The organism is Winkia neuii subsp. neuii DSM 8576 (genome assembly GCF_000420405.1).
GTDB classification, from domain to species: domain Bacteria; phylum Actinomycetota; class Actinomycetes; order Actinomycetales; family Actinomycetaceae; genus Winkia; species Winkia neuii.
Genome location: NZ_ATUW01000001.1, coordinates 221060 through 243032, shown reverse-complemented (window position 1 = coordinate 243032; position 21973 = coordinate 221060). Strand labels below are relative to the sequence as shown.

Sequence of the window (21973 nt, the reverse complement as noted above, 5' to 3'; positions counted from 1 at the left end):
GTTCAGGGTACCAAAAATGAATATTGGGTTCCCGAAGAAGGAAAAGGCGGCAGACTTTCCTATGACAATCATGAAAAAGAAGGCGGAAAGAAGCGCTGCCACGGCCGATCCGATGGCGTAAAGCGCCCGCCTTTTAGTCGAAGCAGCTTGCCGCTGCGCCTGTGAGTCCCCCACCTACAGCTCCCTTACATGTTGGCGACGTTCCTACCAATATAAGACAATACTGAATGAGCCGATCAGTGCAAGTTAGGGACTAGAGCAGCGCCCGCTTTTTCGCTTTTTGCCGGAAAAGCCAAGCACCCGACCGTGCCGCCTGCGCGGGCAATTCGGTCGGGTGCCGCCAATAGTTAGAGGGCGCCCTACAGTAGTGCGGTACGTTCGATGCTGGCTTCGCGGCCAGCGCCCACGCCCACTACCGAAATGCGGCAGCCGGACAGTTCTTCGAGCCGACGCACGTAAGCCTGCGCGTTTACAGGCAGTTCTTCGAAGCGGCGGCAGCCGGTAATGTCTTCCTCCCAGCCGGGTAGCTCCTCGTAGATGGGCTTGGCGTGGTGGAAGCTGGTCTGGTCGGCCGGCATTTCATCGACGCGTTTGCCATCCACATCGTAGGCCACGCAAACGGGAATCTGCTTGTAGCCGGTCAACACGTCCAGCTTGGTTAGCACAATGTCGGTGAGGCCGTTGACGCGGGCTGCGTAGCGGGCTACCACGGCGTCGTACCAGCCGCAGCGACGCGGCCGCCCGGTGGTAACCCCGAACTCGCCGCCGGCCTGGCGCAGGTCTTCGCCGGTCTGATCCAGCAGCTCGGTGGGGAAGGGGCCCTCGCCCACGCGGGTTACGTAAGCCTTCGCGATGCCCACCACCCGGTCGATGCGGGTGGGGCCAACGCCCGACCCTGTGCAAGCTCCGCCCGCGGTAGGTGAGGACGAAGTAACGAACGGGTAGGTGCCGTGGTCAATGTCCAACATGGTGGCCTGCCCGGCCTCGAAGAGGACGTTCTTGCCCGCATCCAGCGCCTTGTTTACTTCCAGCGAGCAATCGAACACCATCGGCTTCACCCGGTCCGCGTACTGCAACAGCGAGTCGGCCACCTGGTCGACGTCTACGGGATCCAGGCCAAATTCCTTCTCCATGGTGAAATTCTTCTGCTCCAGGGCGCTCTTTACCTTCTGGCGCAGTATCGATTCGTCGAACAGATCCTGGATGCGGATGCCGATGCGGTTCATCTTGTCCGCATAGGTGGGGCCGATGCCACGCCCGGTGGTGCCGATTAGGCGGTCGCCCAGGCTGCGTTCGGATAGCTTATCCATGATCTTGTTGTACGAGGGGATGATGTGCGCGTTTGACGAGATGCGCAGGCGCGAGGTGTCAATGCCCTCGGCCTCCATCTGGTCGATTTCCTGGAACAGTACGTCGAGGTCGATTACCACGCCGTTGCCGATTACAGGGGTGGCCTTGGGGTTGATAATGCCTGCCGGGAGCAGGTGAAGTGCATATTTTTTGCCATCTACTACAACGGTGTGGCCAGCATTGTTGCCGCCGTTGAACTTTACGACGTAGTCAACATCCTGACCGATAAGGTCGGTTACTTTGCCTTTACCTTCGTCGCCCCACTGGGCGCCCACCACAATAATCGCAGACATCGCGTACTTGTCCTATTTGGATCGACTGTCGGGCGGCCTTAGCCTTCCCGCGTAGAACAGGTGGTTCTACCTACAAGAGTTTAGGCTAGTTTTACTTTCCAGTCGACTTTGGGGACGCCTTTGCCTAAGGGCGCCTCCCGCTGCCGCGTGAAGGCGCCCTGTTTTGCTGGGGTGTACGCTAGCGGGCCTATTTGGCTTCCGCTTTGGCTTGGGCGCGCACCTGGGCAATGTCGTATATGGCGATCCCGGTGGCTACGGCCGCGTTCAGCGATTCGACGGCGGCCGAGATTGGGATGGAGGCGATCACGTCGCAAGTTTGGCGTACGAGCCGCGACAGGCCTGCGCCCTCGGACCCGGTCACTAGCACTAGCGGCTGGTCGGCTACGGTAAGGTCGCGGGTGGTTTCGGTGCCGCCCGCATCCAAGCCCACAACGAAGTAACCGTGCTTTTTACATTCTTTGAGGGCGTGTACCAGGTTGGCTTCGCGTGCTACGGGCACCCGCGCCAGCGCGCCTGCCGACACCTTCCACACGGTGGCGTTCACAGAGGCCGAGTTGCGGGTGGGCACCAGCACGCCGTTAGCGCCAAACGCCCCCGCCGAGCGCAGTACGGCCCCGAGGTTGTGCGGGTCCGTTACATGGTCGAGGGCGATCAGCAGCCCCGGCCCTCCGGCCTGGTTTGCTTTTTCGAATAGATCAGAGAGCTTGCTGTATTCGTATTCGGGTACTTCGATTGCGACGCCTTGGTGTACTGCCCCGTCGGTGGCGTAGTCTAGGTCTTCGCGTTCCACTTGCAAGATGGGTGCTCCGGCGGCGTTGGCTACGCGGAATGCCTGGCCCATGCGATCGTCTTTGGCGGCGCCGCCCGCGACGAACATGCGGGTGATCTTGATCCCGGCGGCTACGGCTTCGGCAACGGAGTTGCGACCAAAGACTAGTTCGTGCCCTTCTGGCACTTTGATAACGGCTTTGCGGGCTTTGGCTGCGGCCTGCGCTTGGGCGGCTTTTTCGCGCACTTCCCGGTACCGTTTGCGCTTGTAGGCGGCATGGTAGGGCCGGTTTTCGGCTTTGGGGGTGGGCCCCTTGCCGGCTAGGGCGCGGCGGTTCTTCCCGCCGGAACCTTTGGTTGGGCCTTTCTTGGCTACGCGGCGTTTTGACCCTGCGGGGCGTCCATCGTATTGACTCATGTAAGCATTTTAGCCGCCCGGTTGGGGTTTTCCAGCAAGCAGGCCGGGGGTAGTTTGCGGTTATTGTTTATGGCATGGGCGTTGAAGTTGAAAGAAAGTTTTTGGTCACTGGCGAAGGTTGGCGCCAGCTAGTGTCTGGTTCTGCCGCTATTAGGCAGGGGTATTTGTTGGCTGATCCTGGCAAGGTTGTGCGCGTGCGCCTGTTTGGCGAGCGCGGTTTTTTGACGATAAAGGGTGGCCAGTCCGGCCTTGCCCGAGCCGAGTTCGAATACCCTATCCCTAGCGCCGACGCGGTTGAACTGTTGCAAATGTGTACCGGGTTGGTGCAGAAGATGCGCTATGACCTGGCCGTGCCTGGGGCGCTTTGGACGGTCGACGTTTTCGAGGGCGCAAACGCGGGCCTTACCGTTCTAGAAATTGAGGACGAGCCCGGCCAAAAGAGTGTTTCTGCCCTTTCGGATGCGGAGCTGCCCGCCTGGGTGGGCCGGGAGGTAAGCGAGGATTTCCGTTATACGAACGCCGCCCTCTCCCAACGTCCTTACGGCAGTTGGCAGAGGGCGTAGCGCTTATCTTCCCCGCGTTGCTTTAGGGGGTGGCTACTTTAGGGGCAGGTAGTTGTTCCGCCTGCGTTGGAGCAGATAGGAGCCTACGTACAGGCCAATCCCGGCGGCCAGGTTTGCGGCCATGACGGCGAGGATCATCTTGACGGTGGGGCTAACTCCTACGATGCAGGTGGGGATTATTCCGGCGTAGAAGTTAAAACCTTTGGGGTCGGCGGCGGCTCCGATTAGCCAGTGGGGCTGGTTGTATTGGCCGTTCAGTGAGGCCACTAGAACAGCTAGCCCCCCAACCGTTACCGCCGCGTAGGCGATCCACGACGCGATCACTAAGGTGAGGCGTTTGCGGATTGGTTTCAGCAGGTAGCTTACGTATAGCATCAGCGTCAATCCGGTGAATACGGAAATGCAGTAGTTGGGGATGGGCAGAAGGTAGCGTACCAGGTCGGGCTTGCTTTCACGCAAAGAGGGCAGGTAGCAGGCCAGGTAGGCAACGATTAGGTAGGCGCCCAAAATGGCAATGTTTTTGCTTGCCAGCCCGATGCGGCTAGTGGGGGATAGCAACGCCAGCCGGTCGTCGCAAATGCCGGTTAGCCGCAGTACGGAGTGGATGGCGTACACCGAGATCGCAACCACCAAAATTAGGCAGCCTATCTCGTATGCCATTGCCGCGGCGATGTTGTCGATGGCTGGCGCCACGATGGTAAGTAGGTATTTGAGGGCGATTAGTGGCAGCAGGATGCGCCCGTGTTTTATAGCCAGCAGTTTAGTATCTGTCATTGTTGCACCAACTTCTTGTAAGCAACTTCCAGGTCGCCGCCCCCTAGTTCGCGTAGGGACGCGGCACTTTCGTGGGCTAGTAGCCGTCCGGAGTCGATTAGCACTACTTCGTTGAAGATGTGCTGGACATTGTTTATTAGGTGGGTACTGAAGAGCACCGGGGTGTTGGGTGCTTTGAGGTCGGAAACTAGCTGCAGCAACTGGTCTCGGCCCACGGGATCAACCCCGCCTAGCGGCTCGTCTAGCACGTAGAGTTGCGGAGAGCGCGACATGGTTAGGGCTAGGTGTAGCCGTTCGCTCATGCCTTTGGAAAGTTCGCCCACTTTCAGGTTGGGTTTTACTTTTGAACCGTCTAAGAATGCGTCGAAAATTTCGGCGCGAAAATCGCCGTGCCTGGAGGCGAATAGTTCTTTGCATTGGCTCACTTTGAGCCAGCCGTACAGGAATGGCGAATCGGGCAGGTAAGCAATATTTTCTCGGCTGGGCCCATTCAGGGTGCCGCCGTGCTTTTCAATGTCGCTAACTATGGTGCGCAGGAGGGTTGATTTACCTGCGCCGTTAGGGCCGAAGAGGCCGACCACGCCGGCCGTGTCAGCAATTTTCAACGAGTCCAGGTGCAGCGCCTCGTATTTGCCATATTTGACCGATAGGTCGTGGGCGCGCAGGACGTATTTGCCGCTGTCCATATGGAGTTCAATCTTTCTGAGAGAAGTTAGGGGGCTTTCGCCCTCGAGGTAAATTATTTCAGCCGGACGGAGGAAAATATATTGGGGGCTCACCTGATTTACCCCCTACTCATACCCTGAGAGGGCAGGGGGAAGTTAGCGTACGCCTGCGCATAAATAGCCTGGCTGCGCAGGCGTTGAACCGCGGCGGGGCCCAGCAAATCTAGGGGGTAAATTTGCGCTTTGCTAGGCGAAGGCGCGGGGGCATACAAGTGTCGCCAGCACCCGTGCTTAGTGAGTGCTGGCGACCAAGCCCGCTAAGCTCGCGCGAGCTCAGTGGGCGCAGAACTATGTGCTGCCTTTAGGCAGTTTTCTGTGCCGAGTGGATGGGCGCCTGCACTGGCTCGGCGGCCCCAGCTGGGGTCACGTCCAGGCAGTCACCGTTAAAGGCGCGGGCAAACAGCATCTGCCCGTTGTGCATCCACTGCTGGCTGCCCTCGCGTCCAAGCGAGAACCCCTGCGAGCCCGCCACAAAGCCATGTCCGGTGCGCCCGCCCCGGTATTGGATGCGGTAGCGGTCGGGCAAATCGCGCAGTATGGCAGTGCCCTCTTTGAACCGGTTGTAGACGTAAACCCCCTGAGCGGTGAGCAGCATGGCGTTGAGCGAAAGCCACCGATCGCCCGAAATTTCGACGATCTTTTGTGCGGCCGCCGCGATTGCCTCGGGTAGCTCCATGCTCTGGGCGAAGTAGCGCACTGCGCAAAAGTAGGCTTCGGAATCGCAGATTCCCTTAGGCGCGGGCCCGCCAACCTGGGCGAGCCAGGTGCGCAAGCCCTCGGGGTTTGCGAATACGCCGTTATGGCAAAAAGCAATGTTGTCGGCGACGAAGGGGTGGTTGGACCTTAACCCAGAACCCATACCGGTGGAAGCTTGCCGCAGGTGCAGCATCACGTTTTTGCCGGGCATTCGGCTAACGCGGGCGAATTCGTTACACATGAATGCCGGCTCCAGGCAGCGTCGAACCGCGAACTTTCCAGGCGCACTGTCCATGGTGGCTTGGCCCCAGCCGTGGCAGTGTTCGTGGGAAAGATCGACGAGTTCAGCCAAACCATTGCCCAGTATGTCAGCCGGGGATTTTGCCCGCGGACCAACGTATACCAGCATGCGGCACATGTTTCGTCCTTCCACGATAGTTGTTACTTTCGGCGCTCGCGCCACCGGTCGGCGACGCGCGTTAAGACAATGTTAATCGCGATATAGATTAAGGCAATTAAGAAATATGTTTGTATGTAGCTGTTGGCTTGCGCTGAGAACAATTGCCCCTGGTGCATCAAGTCAAAATATGAGACGACGTAACCCAGGGTTGAGTCCTTTAACAGGGACACCAGTTGGGTTAGCAAGTTGGGGGCTACTAGCCGCAAGGCCTGCGGGATCACAACGAGGGCGCTTACCTGCCGGGGCAGCAGACCTAGCGACAGTGCGGCCTCGCGTTGGCCTGTAGGCACGGCTCGGATTCCTGCCCGGAACACTTCGGCAGTGGTGGCCGAGCACGAGATGATCATGGGGATCACTAGCAGCCAGAAGGTGGAAAAGCGGATCCCGTAGCGCGGCAGCGCCAGCATGAACGCGTAGATTACTAGCAGCAGTGGCAGCGAGCGGAAGACCTCCACCCACGCTCCACACACTTTCGAGAGGACTCTATTTTTTGCTTCGCGCCCTAGCGCTAACGCTAACGCAATGGGGAACATGAAGAGGGCGGCCACGGCAGTTGCCAGCAGGGTTCCGCCTACGCCTTGGGCAAAGAATTTTAGGGTTTCGGGGCGGGTGAAGGGCAACCATTTTTCGGGCAGGAGCTGGTAGTTCCACCAGAGCTGATAGAGGCCGCCGGCTGCTGCCGCAACTATTAGAACGATAGAAATGGCCGAGATGATCCAGATGCGGCGGCGCCCGCGGGGGCCGGGAGTGTCAAAGAGGACGCGGGTGGGGTTTTGCGTTTTTGTGCTCATAGCCCCGCCTGTTCTACTTCAAAGCGGTCTACGGCGGCGGCGCCCTCGCTGGCCCTGTCTATGCGGTGGCGGGCGTCGACGCGGCGTTGTAGATAACCGCCCAGGGCGCCGGCCCCAAGTGCGATTACTAGGTAGCAGATGCCGGAAACTAGAAATAGCAGTACGGCTTCGGCGTATTTGATGTTCAACTGCTGGGTGATGTTGGTCAGCTCTGGTACGCCTACGGCGGCGGCAAGTGAGGTGCCAATTAGGGCCCCGATAAAGACGTTTACTAGAGGCTGGATCATCGACGTGAAGGCTTGCGGCAAAATGATGTGTCGCAGCTGCTGGAACATGTTCAACCCCAGGGCGCGGGCGGCCTCGGATTGGCCAACCGAAACCGTGTTGATACCCGAACGGATGGTTTCACACACGAAGGCGGCCGAGGACATGACGATTGCTGCCAGGGCAGAACCGAAAAAGCCGATCTGCAAGCCTGCGTCGGGCAGCCCGAAGGCGGTCAAAATTAACAGGGTAAGCAGTGGAATGTTTCGGAAGAATTCCACGTACACGGTGCCAAAACCCCTTAGCACGGGCACGGGGGAAACCCTAAAGATGGCTATGACGGTGCCCAGCACTAGCGCGCCCGCGTAGCCGAGCACGGCCAACACCAAAGTGCGGCCGAGCCCGGCTAACAGCAGGCCAAAATTGTCGACGATCAGGTGCAACTGTTACTTCTTCTTTGCGGCCTCGCCGAAGTCGCCAATGGTGGGCGGCTTGGGGCGTCGGTGGTGTTGAATGGGCCGACGGTCTTGTCCCACAGCTTCTTCCAGGTGCCGTCCTCTTCGATCTTCTTTAGGAAGCCGTTTACGAACTCAACTGCGTCCTGCTTGTCCTTGGGCAGGCCGATGCCGTACGGATCCTTGGTCAGCGGCTTGCCAACCACCTTGATGTTGCCATCGGACTTGGCTACGGCGGACAGCAGCATGGCCTCGTCTTGGACGTAGGCGTCGACCTGGCCCTGCTTGACCGCGGTCACGCAGGCTTCGTTGTTGTCGAAGAGAGTCTGCTTGGCGTCGGGGATCTTCGATTCAACGAGCTTGAGGGCGGTGGAGCCGGACTGGATAGCGATCTTTTTGCCTTTTAGGTCGTCAATGGATTTGATGTCGTTGTTGCTGTCCTTTACCAACACTGAAACGCCGGAGGAGTAGTAGGGGCCGGCGAAGTTGACCTTTTCGAGGCGCTCGGGGGTTACCGAGTAGGTTGCGATTACGGTGTCCACAGACCCGTCAATTAGGCGCGGTTCGCGGGTGTCCGGTGTCATCACGGTCATTGAGGAATGCTTTGCCACATCGGCTTCGCTACCGCCCAAGATGTAGTGGGCTAGTAGGTCGGCAATGCCGGCGTCGAAACCGGTTACCCGGTTGGTGGTGACGTCTGTGAGGGCGAAGATGGGGGAGGTGCCCACGCCGCCGTAGTCGAGCTTGCCTTTCTGCTTGATGGCCTTGGCCCAGGGGCTCTTTTCGATTTCCGCGTCCGAGGCGACGGGGCCGGAGGCCACGAGTTTGTCGAAGTCGGCTACGGTTATGCGCTCGCCGGTGGCCGATTTGCTTGCGGTTTTGCCGGAGGAAGCGTTGGGGGCGTGGCCCTTGTCGGGGCCTGAGCATGCTGCCAGCGCCGAAACGCTAATTGCTGCGGCAGCCGCAATGGCACCTAGTTTGCGAAGTTTCATGTTTACTCCTTGCAGTTCCCTGGTACCGGCGGGCGGTATCAGTGGTTCAGTATTTTGGACAGGAACGCTTTGGCGCGTTCTGTTTTTGGGGTTGTGAAGAATTCTTCGGGCGGGGCCTGTTCGACGATGTTGCCGTTGTCGATGAAGGCGATCCGGTCGGCTACTTGGCGGGCGAATCCCATTTCGTGGGTGACGATTAGCATGGTCATGCCGCCTTTTGCTAGTTCGTCGATTACGTCCAGAACCTCGTTGATCATTTCTGGGTCGAGGGCGGAGGTCGGTTCGTCGAACAACATCATTTTGGGGGACATAGCTAAGCAGCGTGCTATTGCAACTCGCTGCTGCTGCCCTCCTGAAAGTTGCGCAGGGAATGAGTCTGCCTTGTCGCCGAGGCCCACGCGCTGCAATAGCTGGTGAGCGTTTTTGCGGGCTTCGGCCGGTTTTTCGTGGCGCACTTTGATGGGTGCCAACGTGATGTTGTCCAGTGCTGTTTTGTGTTCGAACAGGTTGAAGGATTGGAATACCATGCCAATTTCGGCGCGTAGGGCGGCTAGTTCTTTACCTTCTTGGGGAAGTGGTTTGCCGTCTATTTCGATGCTGCCGGAGCTAATGGTTTCCAGCCTGTTGATACACCTGCACAGCGTGGATTTGCCGGAGCCGGAGGCGCCTATTAGCGCCACGACTTCGCCGGGGTAAATGTCGAGGTCGACCCCGCGGAGGGCTTCGAAGTTTCCGAAGCTCTTGCGCACGTCCCGGATTCGTACGAGTGGCTGTGCCGATGTAGAGCTGTCCATATAAAGATGCAATCAAACTAGAGGTGTTTTTGTTCCAACCGCTCGCATTTTGAGTGAAAAGTCACCCTCGCTGGAAGCGCTGGTGGGAGCGCTTTTGGCGCAGGTGTTCCAACTTTGCAAACGCGTTAGGTTGTGCCCACAAGTCTATCCTTTGCGGCCATATTTTGCCGACTTCGAAGCGTCAGTCGGGCAGTTTTACGCCGCACTCGGCAGCTACTTCTTCGAGCGAATAGGTGCGCACCCGCCCGGAGCGCGTCCTCAAGTTCAGCGCTCATAGGGAATCTATCTTTGGCGGTTTTGGGATGCGCGGCTGGGGGGCTCGGTACACTCGTGAATGTACGGGCGAGGGTGTGCCTAGGCAGGGAAGCGGGGCCCCGGTCGCCGTTCGGACTAAATGGTAGGGGAGTGATCTCTTTGCAAAGAATGAACAAATTAGGAATCATTCTGTCAGTCATATTCTTGTTGATCGCAATCGGGACTTTCTGCGGTGCCGCCAACAACGTTTACCTCGTGGGGGCGGCAGATGCGGCCGGGGCAGAGGCGGTGCACCACCTGCAACGCGGGATGGTTTTCCTGCTGTGGAGCTTCGGATCCTTCGCGCTCTGTACAATTTGCGCCTTTGCCGCGCTGGCCTTCCGCGGCCGGTCTGCCGCTGTAGCTAGCCCAGCATACAAGTAGCAACTAATTTCAGGGCGGGCCGCTGGCGTTTAGGCGCGCAATGCGAAAGCATTGACACATGAACTTTTTCCCGCCAGCCCCCGCCCGCCCCGACTCCGTAGTTGAAGGGGACACCTACCGCTTCACCGTATTAACAGCGCGCCTGATACGCATGGAGTATTCCCCCACGGGTACTTTCGCCGACCAGGCTTCCTTCATGGCGATCAACCGGGATTTCCCCACCCCCGATTACCGCGTGCTCCAAGACGGCAGGGGCGTCGAAATCCTCACCGAAGCCCTGCACCTGCGCTACAGCGGCGGCCCATTTTCGCCCTCCTCCCTATCCATATCCCTACTGGGGCACACTGGAACCGGTTCCAACACGGTATGGCACTACGGGGATGCCCAACCCACCACTCAAGGTGACTTCCTTGCCAACCTGGGCGGTACCGCCCGCACCCTAGACGAGGCCGACGGCGCAGTAAACATAGAACCCGGCCTCATATCCCCACGTGGGTACGCTGTCATTGACGACAGTGCCACCCCGCTCGTGCAGAACTGGCCCACCACCCGCGAAAAAGGCGCCCGCGACCTGTACTACTTCGGCTACGGACACGCCTACCAAGATGCCCTAAACGCCTTCTTCGCCCTCGCGGGAAAAACCCCGGTAATCCCCAGGTGGGCGCTAGGAAACTGGTGGTCCCGCTACCACCGCTACACCGCCACGGAATACCTAGACCTGATGGACCGTTTTGCGGCCGAAAAACTCCCCTTCTCCGTGGCCGTACTAGACATGGACTGGCACCTGACCGAGCTCGACCCCAAATACGGAAACGGGTGGACCGGCTACACGTTCAACAAAGCCCTCTTTCCCAACCCGGCCGAGTTCATGCGGGCCCTGCACGAGCGCAACCTGCGCGTCAGCCTCAACGAACACCCGGCCGACGGGGTGCGCGCGCACGAGGACGCCTACCCGGCCTTCGCGTCCGCCCTCGGCGTTGCAGACGGGGCCCCCATCCCCTTCGACGGCGCCTCCAAAAACTACCTGCAGGCCTACCTAGACCTGTTGCTACACCCCTTAGAAGAACAAGGAGTGGACTTTTGGTGGATGGACTGGCAGCAGGGCAAACACACTTCGATCGCCGGGCTTGATCCGCTGTGGATGCTCAACCACCTGACCTTCACCGACAACGCCAGGGTGCGAACAGACGGCAAGCCCCGCCGCCCCCTGGCGTTTTCGCGCTATGCCGGACCCGGCTCGCACCGCTACCCGGTGGGATTTTCGGGGGACACGGTGGTCAGCTGGGATTCGCTGGCATTCCAACCCTATTTCACCGCCACGGCCGCCAACATTGGCTACTTCTTCTGGTCGCACGACATTGGTGGGCACATGTTCGGCGTCAAAGACAACGAACTAGAAACCCGCTGGGTGCAACTGGGTGTTTTCAGCCCCATTTTGCGACTGCATTCCACCAACGACCCATTCAATTCAAAGGAGCCGTGGCGCTATGGCCAAGTCGGTGAACGCATCCAAGGTAACTACCTGCGGCTGCGCCACCAGCTGATCCCCTACCTGTACACTGCCGCCTGGCAAGCTCACCTGCACGGAGTGGCATTGGTGCGTCCCCTCTACTACGAAGAGCCCGAAGTAATGGACGCCTACCACAGCTCGGGAGCCTTCTTGTTCGGGGCCGACATGCTGGTAGCCCCCATCACTGCGCCCGCCGACCCGCGCACCCACCTTGCCAAGGCGCACACCTACCTGCCGGGTGGCGAATGGGTCGACTTCTTCTTAGGCACCCACTACCTGGGAGGAGGCCGGCGAGTGTTCTGGCGGACCCTAGAGCACGTGCCCGCCCTTGTGCGCGCCGGCGCGCTGATCCCCCTGGCCGAACAACTTTTTACCGGGGCCGGAATCCCCGTCGACCAGGCTCGCGCCCCGAAAGAGCTCACCCTAACCTTCGCTGTACCCACCAGTTCCGAAGGGAACTACACCTCCACCTACATTGAGGACGCCCCTGGGGCCGAAGAGTCGCCCTCGCCGGCTCCCGCCCAAACCCGGATGAAAGCAACGTGGAAGCGGCAAGGTAGCCAACTTGAGCTGCACCTGCAAGGCGAGGGCGTGAACCTTCCCAAGCGGGTGCGGCTGCGGCTAATAGGGGCCAGCCTGGATGGGCAGGGTGAATCGGTACTAGACCTGGGCGAGGTTGACCTGGGGGCTCTAGATTGCCACCTCACTTTGCGCCTGGCCGAACCGGACTGGCAGGCCCGCGCCTTCGAACTGATCGATCAAGCCGAAATCTCCTACCCCCTAAAGTCAGACCTGGGGCGGGCCGTCAGTGCGGGCGACGATTTGGCGCTAGAGGCGCTCGCGGGCCCGCAATCACTGGTTGGGGCGCTGCGGGAGGTATTGCGCAACTGCTAGGGCGTACCTGGCGTGTGTTGGATCGCTTTTTGTTCCTTTTTGGCGCCCCTGGTTGGCAGCGCACCGTTTTTCTGGTTTTATATACCTTTGGTACGTGGGTGCATTTTAGAAGTATTCGCCACCCACCAGCCTCAACACCCCAAAATGGTCAAAATGCGGACAAGTTGTTCATTAAGTGGACGCTCGTTTTAGGCTGATTTCACCCAATCTAACTCGAAAAGAAGGTAGACGTGGCTGAAACTAAGTCCAAAAACAACGCCCGCGGCGTCTGGTCCGGGCAACTGGGTTTCATCCTCGCCGCAGTCGGATCCGCAATCGGGCTCGGCAACATTTGGCGATTCCCAGGGGTAGCTTACGAAAACGGCGGGGGAGCATTCATAGTTCCCTACCTGTGCGCACTACTAGCCATAGGCCTGCCCATCTTGTTGCTGGACTACGCTATTGGCCACCGCTTCCACGGCACCCCGCCGCTAGCATTCCGCCGCATCAACAAAAAAGCCGAATTCATCGGCTGGTGGCACGTGGGCGTCTGCTTCGTGATCATGACCTACTACGCCGTGATCCTCGCCTGGTCTTTCCGCTACATCTTCTTCGCGGTGAACTCGGCCTGGGGGAACGACCCCCAAAAATTCTTCTTCACTAAATTTCTGGAAACCTCCAAGCAGACCGCGGTAATCGGCGCTCCCGTCTGGGGAGTACTAATCCCGCTGGCACTCATGTGGGTGGCCGTAGTGGGGATTATCGCCCTCGGCGTGCAAAAAGGCGTAGAACGTGCCAACAAGGTATTCATTCCCCTGCTGGTAGTCGTATTCGCGGCGCTGGTGGTGCGCGCGCTACTGCTGCCAGGAGCCATGGAGGGATTGAACTCCTTCTTCACCCCCGACTGGTCGGCAATTGCTAAACCTAAGGTGTGGATGGCAGCATTCGCGCAAATCTTCTTCTCGATGTCCGCCGGCTTCGGCATCATGCTCACCTACGCCTCCTACCTGCGCCGCAAGTCGAACCTTACCGGGACCGCGCTCGTGGCAGGATTCGCAAACTCTTCCTTCGAAATCCTGGCGGGCATTGGCGTGTTCTCCGCCCTCGGCTTCATGGCCTACCAGCAGGGTGTGCAGGTATCTGACCTGGAAGGACTGTCTGGCATTTCGCTAGCGTTCATCACCTTCCCCAAGATCATCTCGATGATGCCGGGCGGCGCCTTCTTCGGCATTTTGTTCTTCGTGTCGTTGACTTTGGCTGGGATCACCTCGCTGCTGTCGCTAGTGCAGGTAGTCTCGGGGGCATTTGCCGACAAATTCGGCTGGCCAGTAAAGCGGGCAGCAATTCTGCTTGGCACGGTGGCCGGCGTTATTTCGCTGGTGCTGTACGGCACCACCTCGGGTATGGGGGCCGTCGACACGGTAGACGCGTTCATCAACTCCGTGGGCGTAGTGTTTGCAACCATATTGATGGCTGTGGCAGTGTCTTGGGTGTGGCCCAAGCTGAGGCCGCTGCGCCAGCACCTAAACGTGTTGTCCACCGTTCGGATTGGCTGCTGGTGGACTTGGATGATCCGGCTGTTCATCCCCGCCTTTTTGGGGCTCATGCTGGTGCTTTCCATTCGCGACTATCTAACCGAAGGGTACGGGGATTACCCCACCTGGTATGTGGCCGCCTTTGGCTGGGGATGCGTGGGGCTGTGCGCCGTATTTGCCATCGTGTTCCCGCTGGTGAAGTGGCGTGACGAAGAATCGCTTGAAGGCGAACACGACCTAAGCGGAGTCGACTGGATCAAGGAGGCCCAGCAGTGACCGGAGCAGCAATAATCCTGATGTTAGTGACCATTCTGATCGTTTGGGGCGGCCTAATCGGTTCGGTCGTAGCCCTGCACTACATGTCTACCCCCTACGAGAAGGCAGAAAAAGTAGTGGCTTCCACCCCGGCCTCGGGAATCGCACAAAGCGCGCGGCCCTAGAGGCAGCCCGCAAATACTTTGCCCCCACCGCGCAGATTGTGAGCGCGGTGGGGGCTTGTGGCAGTTGGGAGCCCGCCTCGCCTTTAGATTTTGCCCAGGCTAGCCTCCAGAGTCTTGTGTGGGAACCCGGCCTTGACCATAGCGAGGGCGCCTGCCGCCTACTTTGGCTGGCTTGGGTTGGGGCTTACCTGCTTTGGGCTTGAATCAGTGCGGGACGAGTTGGGCCCAGCGGCGCCCCGTCCGGCGCGTATTTCACGGATTACCAAACCTGCCATCAAAATGGCCACCCCGTTGTAGGAAGTAAAAAACATGACAATGCAGGTCCACAGCCCCTGCAAAAAATAGTCGATCGGGCTTGAATAACCGGTAAAGCGCGTGGCTACATACCCGCCGAATATTTCCGAAATTATCCAGCCTACAAGGATCGCAATGCCGCCCCAAATGAGCCATCTGTCCAAATTCTTCAGCACGCCCACCCCTTCTTCTGTGTTGCCGGTGAGGCCAGTCTACAGGGCAAAAGTCACAATTGAATTGTTATAGTGCCCGCTCAGAGGGGGAATATGAAAAAAATATAATCATTGTTGCTGGTGGCAAGCTGATCCTTGCGTTAGTGTTGAGGGCGGAGGGTACACGATTGAATAAACTTTGCCACATTGCGCTGATCTTCTTAGGGATCACCCTGGTGTCTCTGATCGGGTATGCGGTAACTGATGTGCTCGCCGATCCTGGCACCCTGGCATGCAAACTGGGTGCCATAGCCCGCCACGTTGCCCAGTGGACCGGCTTTGTCTCGCTGGTGGCAGGCGGGCTATGGGTGATGAGCCTCGCCGCCAGAGCAAAACGCTAGACCGGCACCCAAAAAAGTACTACCCCGCGCCCAAACTGTGGCCCGCCTAGCCGGGCCCGCCCTTCGGCCTCCTACGCCCTTGGACAGGACGGGTGCAGCCTACCGCCTGCGTGTACCAAAAATGGAGCGGGTTATCTCGCGGCCCAAAGTCCGCCCCGCAGAACGCAACACGTTCGTGAACACCGACTCCATGTCTTTTGCTCGGCGTGCCTTCGCCTTTTCGGCCTCTCGCTGCGCCCGCTCGGCCTCCTTTTGGGCCTGTTTTGCGGCCTTGTCGGCCTCCTTCTGGGCGGCCTCCTGCTCTTTGCGGGACCGTGCTTCTGCCTGCGCCCTGCTGGAACGTTCAGCCAGCTCTTCGGTGGCCGAATGCGGGTCTACCGCACTCGCGTACTTCTTAGCTAGCTCAGATTCAGCCACCAGAGCAGAGATTGTCTGAGCGGAAGCTTGCCCCATGACCGAAGCGGGCGCCCACATCGAAAACGGTGCCACCGGGGTGGGGCGTCCCTTGGGATCCAAAACCGTAACTACGGCCTCGCCAGTACCCAAATTGGTTAGCACCTGGGCTAAATCTAGCTTGGTTTGGGGGAAGGTCTTTACCGTTTCCTTCAGCGCCTTCTGGTCGGCGGGGGTGGCCGCGCGCAGCCCGTGTTGTATGCGCGAACCCAGTTGCGCCAAAACGTCCGCCGGAATGTCGGAGGGCGATTGCGTAACAAAAATTACCGAAACGCCCTTGGAGCGAATCAGCCGCACCGTGTGTACAACCTGGCGCACAAATTCTTTGGTGGCATCTGTAAAAAGCAGGTGGGCCTCGTCAAAAACAAAGGTCAGCTTCGGTTTATCCACGTCGCCCACTTCGGGCAGGGTTTGGAACAGTTGGGCCAGCAGCCACATGATCAAGGCAGATATGAGGGCGGGACGGCTAGACATGTCGCCAACTTCAAGCAGCGAAATTACCCCTGCTTCGCTCTCGCTGCGCAGAAGGTCGCCCGTGTCAAAGGAAGGCTCGCCAAAGAACTTGTCCCCACCTTGCGATTCCAATGCGCTGAGCGTGCGCAAAATGACGCCGGCGGTGGCTGGGCCCACCCCTCCGATGGTGGCAAGTTCGACCTTGCCCTCCTTGGAAGTTAGGAACGTAATAACCGAGCGCAAATCCCCCAGGTCTACCAGCTCGAGGCCATTCGAATCGGCCCAGCTGAATATCAGTTGTAGCGCCTGCTCCTGCGTTGTGTTCAGCTGCAGGGCGCGCGCCAGCAAAAGTGGGCCGAAATCGCTGACGCGGGTACGTACGAGGGCGCCGGGCACCGGAGCGTCGGCCCCTGCGGGGGTCAGCAGCTGCACCGGGAAAGCCCTGCCCTGCCACTCTTGGCCGTTGGCCCCCGTGCGGGCGGCGAGCTTGTCCGAGGCCGTGCCCTTTTCAGCCAGCCCGGTAAGGTCGCCTTTAACGTCTACCAACACGGCAGGGCTGCCGGCGGCCGAGAGCCCTTCGGCCAGCAGCTGCAAAGTGCGGGTCTTCCCCGTGCCGGTCGCGCCGGCTACCAGGAGGTGGCGGTTCATGATTGACAGGGGCAGCTCGGCATTGACGCCCTTTACCTGGACCCCATCCTGCAATAAGGTACCCAAAGTCAGTGCCGGCAGATCGGCGGCGAACGCGTACCCGTCCGCAATCAACTTGGCCAGCTCGGATTCGGCTGGCTGTGGGGGCTCAGCTTCGGCTTCGGCGGCAGCGCCTTTGGCCGGCTGGGAAGTGGCAGAGGCCTTTTGTGTTTGGGCTGGTTCGCTGTTCTTAGCAGTGCTAGCGGACTTAGCTTCCTGGGCGGCGGCGCGCGCCTCGGCAGCCTCAGCTTTGAGGCGGGCCGCTTCTGCTTTCGCTTCGGCAGCCTCTGCGCGGGCAGCAGCTAGTTCGGCTTGTAGGGCGGCGGGATCTTCGTTTGCACTCACATAAAAAGCATAGTTGAAAAAGGCTAGCCAATGCCGCCCCTGGGGCGTGGCCGGGCTCAAAATATCGCCAGCACCCGGGCGGGCCCTGCGGCTACACCAAAACCGGGTGCTGGCGATTCGGCTGTATTTCTTTTACTCGCCCAAGCCGGCCTCTTCGGCTGCCTGCGCCTTCGGCCTCGGGTCGGGTTCCTTAGTGATCCTGTTGCGCAGGTCGCGGCGCACTATTTCGATTGACCACATCCACACTATGTGGCCGAAGAACTCAGAAAAATGTTCGGCGAACGGCTGATTCCAAGGGGCGGGAACTATCCCCAAGGCAGGCATCAACAACACGTGGAACAGCACGTAGACCACGATGCCAAAAGCAGCCCCCTGCCACAGGGTCACTTTGCTGTACACCTCCGCCAGCAGGCAGTACAGCAGCGCAAAGAAGATAGCGAAAGAAAAATGAATAAGGAACGAATAGATGGGTAGCGCATTGCCGTTATAAGTAACCGAAGTGTGCGAGGCCTGCGGAGACATTCCAAACAATTCCAACGTAGACTGCGGCGGATTGGTTGCGTTCCGCTCCGGAGTGCGCGGCGGGAAAGGAACTTCCCAACCGAATTTAACTATCGCCGAAAACAAACCGCCGATTACCCCGACTAATGCGGCAACCTTGTAGTTACGCTGCACAGGGTCTGTAGTGACCATATTTCCTCACTTACATAGGTACAAAAGACCGCAGTGAGTCGTGCCGAGGACGCGGCAAAGTCGCGCTCTCGAGCGACTTCGCTACGAAACCAGCCCCACAGGTTGGTTGTAGTCAATTTTAGGCGCGTCTACCTTGGGAAGGAAAAAGTCTACCCTTTTCTTTCACTAGCTAATACAAAAGAGGTCGCAACTACCGCTAAACCGGCAAAGGGAAGCGCCCAAAGGCTCACTCGCAGCCCAAAGATGTCGACAATCTGCCCAATAAGTGGGGGAGAAGCCAAAAATGCTACCCGCATGAGCCACGCCAACACAGCTAGGCCCGTGCCCGGGCGCAACCCGGGAATATCGTCAGCCGCATTCATCGCAATCGGCACTATTGTGGAAGAGCCAAACCCCGCCAGAGCCAGCCCCACCACCGTAGTGAAGGCGGCGGGTACCAGCATGGACGCGAAGGTGCCAACAGCGATCAAGACTCCGCCAAAACAGATCACGCGGCGGCTGCCCCAGCGGTCGATCATCCGGTCACCCACCGCACGCCCAAACAACTGGGCCGCAAACGCCGCCACGTAGGCGCTCCCAGCCAAAGCCGCCGAAACCCCCAGGTAGTCGCGCATGTACAAAGTGGCCCACGCCTGCGAATTGTCCTCGACCAGGGCCCCTGCAATCGCGAGGAAAATAAGAGCCGCCAGAGCCAAAAGGGGGTTGATGCGAATGGTGCGAACGGCCCGAGCCTGCTCTTCTTCGCCCTCGCCGTCGGGGCCGGGAAGGGTAAAACGCAACGCCACCTGCCCTAACACGGCAAAAATTCCGCCGGCAAGCAACATGTGCCAGCCAATCGGCAAACCCGCAGCAATAGCCGCCAAAGCCAGCATCCCGCCGGCTACGACACCGCCGGACCAGGCAGCATGAAACGAATTGATAATAGACCTGCCGTAACGGCGCTGGACCCGCAGCCCGTGCGCATTCTGCCCCACGTCCACGTTCGCATCGCAAAAACCGCACAGGAAGAAACTGGCGGCAAAACCCGCGTAGCCAACGCCGACCCCAACCCACCCCGCTTGCGAACAGGACACCAAAAATCCGGCGAGGGCGAACAGCGCCCCCAAGATCGCAGTCCCGCTGGCTGCCACTCTAGCTGAACCCCACCTGCGTATTGCCCAGGCGGTAACGGCGCCCCCGCACATGCCCCCAAAGGGGAAGAGGGCAACGGTCAGCCCGTAGGTGGACCCGCTGAGGCCAAACACGTCCTTGATAGCGGGGTAGCGGGGGACCATGCCGGCCATGAGCGCTCCGTTAGTAAAAAAGAGCGCCGTAACCGCCGCCCTCGCCCGCCCTGTTTGGGCTGAAACTTTCTGCATTGCCTCTCCAGAACCTGCCGGAAATTGTACTTCAGTGCGAGGGAGCGTTCGCCAGGGTCCCTCTATCTATGATTTTGGGTGGGTACACTTTTGAATCCACCGCTTCCCCTCTTGCCAGGGCCATGCGCACCGTTTCGGCTCCCATCTGGTCCCTCGGAGTGGAAACCTCGGTGAATAGGGGCGCAATGTAGGGGTGAAAACGGGCCTGCCCGCCCAGGGCAATCACCGAATAGTCGCGCCCAAGCACCTTGCCGCCCTCTGCCAGCAGAACCACCACAACAGAGGCCACCTCCGCGTTCTCTGCCAACAGCAAGGTGGGGGCGCCCGGAGCGCGAAGCGCCTCGGCCACCTCACTGGCACAGCGCGGGTCGGTAGGCACGCAGCGCTCCTGCACCCAGATGCCGGCGCCCTTGCAAGTCGCAATAGCCGAATCGGCTATGGTACGTCCCGTGCGCGGGACCGACCCGTCGTCTAACACCTTGCGGGTGAGCAGCAGCGCCCGCCTGTGCCCGCGACGGGCGCCCTCGGCAACGGCCATATTCCCAACCGCAGCAAAATCTGACTCCACAAACGGCAGCCCTGCAGCCCTGCCCGTAGAACCCAACAAAACGCCGGGAAAATGCTCCTCCAACATGACCTGCTCGCGCCAATCCTGGCGGGAAACGTCCATCAAAATCATCGTGTCCACCACGTGTGAACGCAAAAAGGTGCGGAAATCCTCCGGGTCGGCCCCAGTAATAAAAGGAAGCACCAAAGAGGCCCCCGCCCGCTGCACCTGGGCGTGCATGCCAGCCATGTATTCGGTTGCCACCGAATCAACCCCGTACACGGCGGGCACAGTGTGCAGGCCGATAGTGCGCATAGACCGCGAAGCCAGCGCACTCGCCCTGGCGTTGGGAACATAACCCAACCTGTCTATGGTGGCCAGCACGCGCTCGCGGGTGGCTGCCGAAGTGGGCCTCCTCCCTGAGAGCACGTACGAGACGGTCGAGGGCGACACGCCCGCAGCTTGCGCTACTTCCTGCCTGGTGACCATATCGCCCTCGCCGTCTGTGTTCCGTAAACCGTTGGGTTGCCGCTAGTTCAAATGCACCCAAATGGCACTGTCGCGTTCGAGGCGCACCTTGCCGCCCTCGACACTCGCCCCCGCGGTGGCCACAACAGCTTCGCCGGCAAAATCTAGTTCAGCCGTCTCACCCAGGTTCAGGGCCACCAAAATGTTGCCGTTCTTGAACGCCAACAGCTGTTCTGGGCTGTGCTGCCAGGCCAGCTCCCCTTTGCCGAGGTCGAAGGCCCGCCTTTGGGAAAGCAGGTGGCGGTAGTGCGAAAGCGGCGAGGCGGGATCTTGCTCTTGCAAGTCAACCGCCAGCTCCCCCCACAGCTTAGGTTGGGGCAGCCAGGGCGTGCCCGTGCCGAAGCCGTAATTTTTCGCGTCGTGTTTCCACGGCAGCGGGATGCGGCAACCGTCCCTGCCCGGGATCTTTTTGCCGGTGCGGAACCAGGTGGGATCCTGGCGGGCGGAATCGTCTAGGGTGGTGTGCTCGGGCAGGCCGAGTTCTTCGCCCTGATACAAGTAGGCGCCGCCGGGCAGGCCTAACATGAAGGTGGTGGCGGCCAGGGCCCGGCGCAGTCCCAGCTCGCGGTTGGGCTGCGGGTCCCTGGCACTGATACCGGAGTCCGTGTCATGGCCTACCTCGTAGCCCAAGCGGGTGGCGTGGCGAACCACGTCGTGGTTTGAAAGCACCCAGGTCACGGGCGCGCCCACCTTGCCGAATTCGGCACGGGTCAAGTCGATCACCTGCCGCAGTTGGGGCCCGTCCCAGGGGGCTTTCAAATAGGCGAAGTTGAAGGCCTGGCTCATTTCGTCTTCGCGCACGTAGCGGGCGGTGCGCGAGAGCGGCTCTACCCAAGCTTCGGCAACTAGCATCCGGTCGCGCCCGAATTCGTCCAGCACCTTCCGCCATTCGCGGTAGATCTCGTGCACGCCGTCTTGGTCGTAGTAGGGGCCCAGGTCGGTCTGGTCCCCAGTGGCTTCGCTCTGCCAGCGGTCCGGGCCGATTGCGTCGTTGGGAAGGCCTTCTGCCTTTACTAGGCCGTGGGCTACATCCACGCGGAACCCGTCGGTTCCCCGCTCGCACCAGAAGCGCAGATATTTCTTGAACAGCTCGTGTACGTCGGGATTTTCCCAGTTGAAGTCCGGCTGTTTGGGGTCGAACAGGTGCAGATACCACCAGCCGCAGTCTTCCTCTTTGCCGGTTAGCTGGTCGACCTTGCTCCAGGCGGGACCCCCAAACATGGAACCCCAGTTGTTGGGGGCTTCGCCCTCGCTATAGCGGAAAATGTAGCGGTCGCGTTCGGGGGATTTGGGCCCGGCAGCTAGCGCTTCTTTGAACCACTCGTGCTCTGAAGAGGAGTGGTTGGGCACCACGTCTATTACTACTTTCATCCCGAGGGCGTGGGCCCGGGCTACGAGTTTGTCGTAGTCGGCCAGGGTGCCGTAATCGGGGTTGATGTCGAAATAGTTAGCTACGTCGTAGCCTGCGTCGGCCTGGGGGGAGGGGTAGAACGGCGATATCCAAATCGCGTCTACCCCGAGTTTTGCCAGGTAGTCCAGTTTTGAAATGATGCCTGGTAGATCGCCCAGGCCGTCGGCTCCCGAGTCCGCAAAGGAACGCGGGTAGACCTGGTAGATCACTGCGCTGCGCCACCACTGATCCATGTCTGGGCGCATAGCGGTATCGGTCAAGATTCCCTCCTT

21 protein-coding genes are annotated in these 21973 nt (G+C 59.8%); 6 read left to right on the top strand and 15 right to left on the bottom strand.

Annotation, left to right across the window (positions count from 1 at the left end; translation table 11 throughout):
• Positions 1-359: 359 nt before the first annotated feature.
• Together G437_RS0101095 and rlmB are read right to left on the bottom strand one after the other, a co-directional pair.
• Positions 360-1643: an adenylosuccinate synthase gene (locus G437_RS0101095; RefSeq protein WP_024330760.1), complete on the bottom strand. Its 1284-nt coding sequence runs from the start codon at positions 1641-1643 to the stop codon at positions 360-362.
• Positions 1644-1830: 187 nt separating this feature from the next.
• Positions 1831-2829 carry a 23S rRNA (guanosine(2251)-2'-O)-methyltransferase RlmB gene (gene rlmB / locus G437_RS0101090; protein WP_024330759.1) on the bottom strand — a complete coding sequence of 333 codons (999 nt, stop codon included), beginning with the start codon at positions 2827-2829 and terminating at the stop codon, positions 1831-1833.
• 74 nt (positions 2830-2903) lie between these two features.
• On the opposite strand from rlmB, the gene G437_RS0101085 reads away from it, so the two are divergent.
• Complete coding sequence (locus G437_RS0101085) at positions 2904-3392, top strand: CYTH domain-containing protein (protein WP_024330758.1); 489 nt, start codon at positions 2904-2906, stop codon at positions 3390-3392.
• 33 nt (positions 3393-3425) lie between these two features.
• Here G437_RS0101085 and G437_RS0101080 read toward each other — a convergent pair whose 3' ends face one another.
• The 7 genes from G437_RS0101080 to G437_RS0101050 form a co-directional block, all read right to left on the bottom strand.
• Positions 3426-4166 carry a hypothetical protein gene (locus G437_RS0101080; protein WP_024330757.1) on the bottom strand — a complete coding sequence of 247 codons (741 nt, stop codon included), beginning with the start codon at positions 4164-4166 and terminating at the stop codon, positions 3426-3428.
• Positions 4163-4852 carry an ATP-binding cassette domain-containing protein gene (locus G437_RS0101075; RefSeq protein WP_024330756.1) on the bottom strand — a complete coding sequence of 230 codons (690 nt, stop codon included), beginning with the start codon at positions 4850-4852 and terminating at the stop codon, positions 4163-4165. Before G437_RS0101075 ends, G437_RS0101080 begins: the two co-directional genes overlap by 4 nt.
• A gap of 340 nt (positions 4853-5192) precedes the next feature.
• Entirely contained in the window at positions 5193-5996 is an 804-nt protein-coding gene (locus tag G437_RS0101070; protein ID WP_162138731.1) for a class II glutamine amidotransferase, read from the bottom strand.
• 32 nt (positions 5997-6028) lie between these two features.
• Positions 6029-6838, bottom strand: a complete 810-nt coding sequence (locus tag G437_RS0101065; protein ID WP_024330754.1) for an amino acid ABC transporter permease — start codon at positions 6836-6838, stop codon at positions 6029-6031.
• Positions 6835-7545, bottom strand: a complete 711-nt coding sequence (locus G437_RS0101060; protein WP_024330753.1) for an amino acid ABC transporter permease — start codon at positions 7543-7545, stop codon at positions 6835-6837. Before G437_RS0101060 ends, G437_RS0101065 begins: the two co-directional genes overlap by 4 nt.
• Positions 7536-8549 (bottom strand): glutamate ABC transporter substrate-binding protein, encoded by a 1014-nt coding sequence (locus G437_RS0101055; RefSeq protein ID WP_024330752.1) that lies wholly within the window; start codon positions 8547-8549, stop codon positions 7536-7538. The genes G437_RS0101060 and G437_RS0101055 overlap by 10 nt, the downstream gene beginning before the upstream one ends.
• Positions 8550-8587: 38 nt before the next feature.
• Positions 8588-9343: an amino acid ABC transporter ATP-binding protein gene (locus G437_RS0101050; RefSeq protein WP_024330751.1), complete on the bottom strand. Its 756-nt coding sequence runs from the start codon at positions 9341-9343 to the stop codon at positions 8588-8590.
• A gap of 423 nt (positions 9344-9766) precedes the next feature.
• On the opposite strand from G437_RS0101050, the gene G437_RS0101045 reads away from it, so the two are divergent.
• From G437_RS0101045 to G437_RS11285, 4 genes are all read left to right on the top strand, one after another.
• Positions 9767-10021 carry a hypothetical protein gene (locus G437_RS0101045; protein ID WP_024330750.1) on the top strand — a complete coding sequence of 85 codons (255 nt, stop codon included), beginning with the start codon at positions 9767-9769 and terminating at the stop codon, positions 10019-10021.
• Positions 10022-10079: 58 nt separating this feature from the next.
• Complete coding sequence (locus G437_RS0101040; protein WP_024330749.1) at positions 10080-12425, top strand: glycoside hydrolase family 31 protein; 2346 nt, start codon at positions 10080-10082, stop codon at positions 12423-12425.
• 230 nt (positions 12426-12655) lie between these two features.
• Positions 12656-14215 (top strand): sodium-dependent transporter, encoded by a 1560-nt coding sequence (locus G437_RS0101035; protein ID WP_024330748.1) that lies wholly within the window; start codon positions 12656-12658, stop codon positions 14213-14215.
• Entirely contained in the window at positions 14212-14379 is a 168-nt protein-coding gene (locus tag G437_RS11285) for a methionine/alanine import family NSS transporter small subunit (RefSeq protein ID WP_141739532.1), read from the top strand. Before G437_RS0101035 ends, G437_RS11285 begins: the two co-directional genes overlap by 4 nt.
• 158 nt (positions 14380-14537) lie before the next feature.
• Here the strand turns inward: G437_RS11285 and G437_RS0101025 are convergent, their stop codons facing one another.
• On the bottom strand, positions 14538-14849 hold the full coding sequence (locus tag G437_RS0101025) for a hypothetical protein (protein ID WP_024330747.1): 312 nt from the start codon (positions 14847-14849) through the stop codon (positions 14538-14540).
• 164 nt (positions 14850-15013) lie between these two features.
• Between G437_RS0101025 and G437_RS0101020 the strand changes: the two genes are divergently transcribed.
• On the top strand, positions 15014-15226 hold the full coding sequence (locus G437_RS0101020) for a hypothetical protein (RefSeq protein WP_060797842.1): 213 nt from the start codon (positions 15014-15016) through the stop codon (positions 15224-15226).
• Positions 15227-15325: 99 nt separating this feature from the next.
• On the opposite strand, the gene G437_RS0101015 is transcribed toward G437_RS0101020, so the two are convergent.
• The 5 genes from G437_RS0101015 to G437_RS0100995 all read right to left on the bottom strand — a co-directional run bounded on the left by G437_RS0101015 (position 15326) and on the right by G437_RS0100995 (position 21961).
• On the bottom strand, positions 15326-17164 hold the full coding sequence (locus tag G437_RS0101015) for a helicase HerA-like domain-containing protein (protein WP_029769118.1): 1839 nt from the start codon (positions 17162-17164) through the stop codon (positions 15326-15328).
• A 132-nt stretch (positions 17165-17296) separates the two neighbouring features.
• Positions 17297-17857, bottom strand: a complete 561-nt coding sequence (locus tag G437_RS0101010; protein WP_024330744.1) for a YagU family protein — start codon at positions 17855-17857, stop codon at positions 17297-17299.
• Between the two features lie 149 nt (positions 17858-18006).
• On the bottom strand, positions 18007-19215 hold the full coding sequence (locus G437_RS0101005; RefSeq protein WP_024330743.1) for an MFS transporter: 1209 nt from the start codon (positions 19213-19215) through the stop codon (positions 18007-18009).
• Positions 19216-19246: 31 nt separating this feature from the next.
• Complete coding sequence (locus G437_RS10805; RefSeq protein ID WP_024330742.1) at positions 19247-20251, bottom strand: LacI family DNA-binding transcriptional regulator; 1005 nt, start codon at positions 20249-20251, stop codon at positions 19247-19249.
• A gap of 42 nt (positions 20252-20293) precedes the next feature.
• Positions 20294-21961: a glycoside hydrolase family 13 protein gene (locus G437_RS0100995; RefSeq protein ID WP_024330741.1), complete on the bottom strand. Its 1668-nt coding sequence runs from the start codon at positions 21959-21961 to the stop codon at positions 20294-20296.
• Positions 21962-21973: the final 12 nt, after the last annotated feature.

Bases quoted from the DNA above. Each gene is read 5' to 3' on its own strand.
- G437_RS0101095 (WP_024330760.1), bottom strand. From the start codon at position 1,643: ATGTCTGCGATTATTGTGGTGGGCGCCCAGTGGGGCGACGAAGGTAAA.
- rlmB (WP_024330759.1), bottom strand. From the start codon at position 2,829: ATGAGTCAATACGATGGACGCCCCGCAGGGTCAAAACGCCGCGTAGCC.
- G437_RS0101085 (WP_024330758.1), top strand. From the start codon at position 2,904: ATGGGCGTTGAAGTTGAAAGAAAGTTTTTGGTCACTGGCGAAGGTTGG.
- G437_RS0101080 (WP_024330757.1), bottom strand. From the start codon at position 4,166: ATGACAGATACTAAACTGCTGGCTATAAAACACGGGCGCATCCTGCTG.
- G437_RS0101075 (WP_024330756.1), bottom strand. From the start codon at position 4,852: ATGGACAGCGGCAAATACGTCCTGCGCGCCCACGACCTATCGGTCAAA.
- G437_RS0101070 (WP_162138731.1), bottom strand. From the start codon at position 5,996: ATGCTGGTATACGTTGGTCCGCGGGCAAAATCCCCGGCTGACATACTG.
- G437_RS0101065 (WP_024330754.1), bottom strand. From the start codon at position 6,838: ATGAGCACAAAAACGCAAAACCCCACCCGCGTCCTCTTTGACACTCCC.
- G437_RS0101055 (WP_024330752.1), bottom strand. From the start codon at position 8,549: ATGAAACTTCGCAAACTAGGTGCCATTGCGGCTGCCGCAGCAATTAGC.
- G437_RS0101050 (WP_024330751.1), bottom strand. From the start codon at position 9,343: ATGGACAGCTCTACATCGGCACAGCCACTCGTACGAATCCGGGACGTG.
- G437_RS0101045 (WP_024330750.1), top strand. From the start codon at position 9,767: ATGAACAAATTAGGAATCATTCTGTCAGTCATATTCTTGTTGATCGCA.
- G437_RS0101040 (WP_024330749.1), top strand. From the start codon at position 10,080: ATGAACTTTTTCCCGCCAGCCCCCGCCCGCCCCGACTCCGTAGTTGAA.
- G437_RS0101010 (WP_024330744.1), bottom strand. From the start codon at position 17,857: ATGGTCACTACAGACCCTGTGCAGCGTAACTACAAGGTTGCCGCATTA.
- G437_RS0101005 (WP_024330743.1), bottom strand. From the start codon at position 19,215: ATGCAGAAAGTTTCAGCCCAAACAGGGCGGGCGAGGGCGGCGGTTACG.
- G437_RS10805 (WP_024330742.1), bottom strand. From the start codon at position 20,251: ATGGTCACCAGGCAGGAAGTAGCGCAAGCTGCGGGCGTGTCGCCCTCG.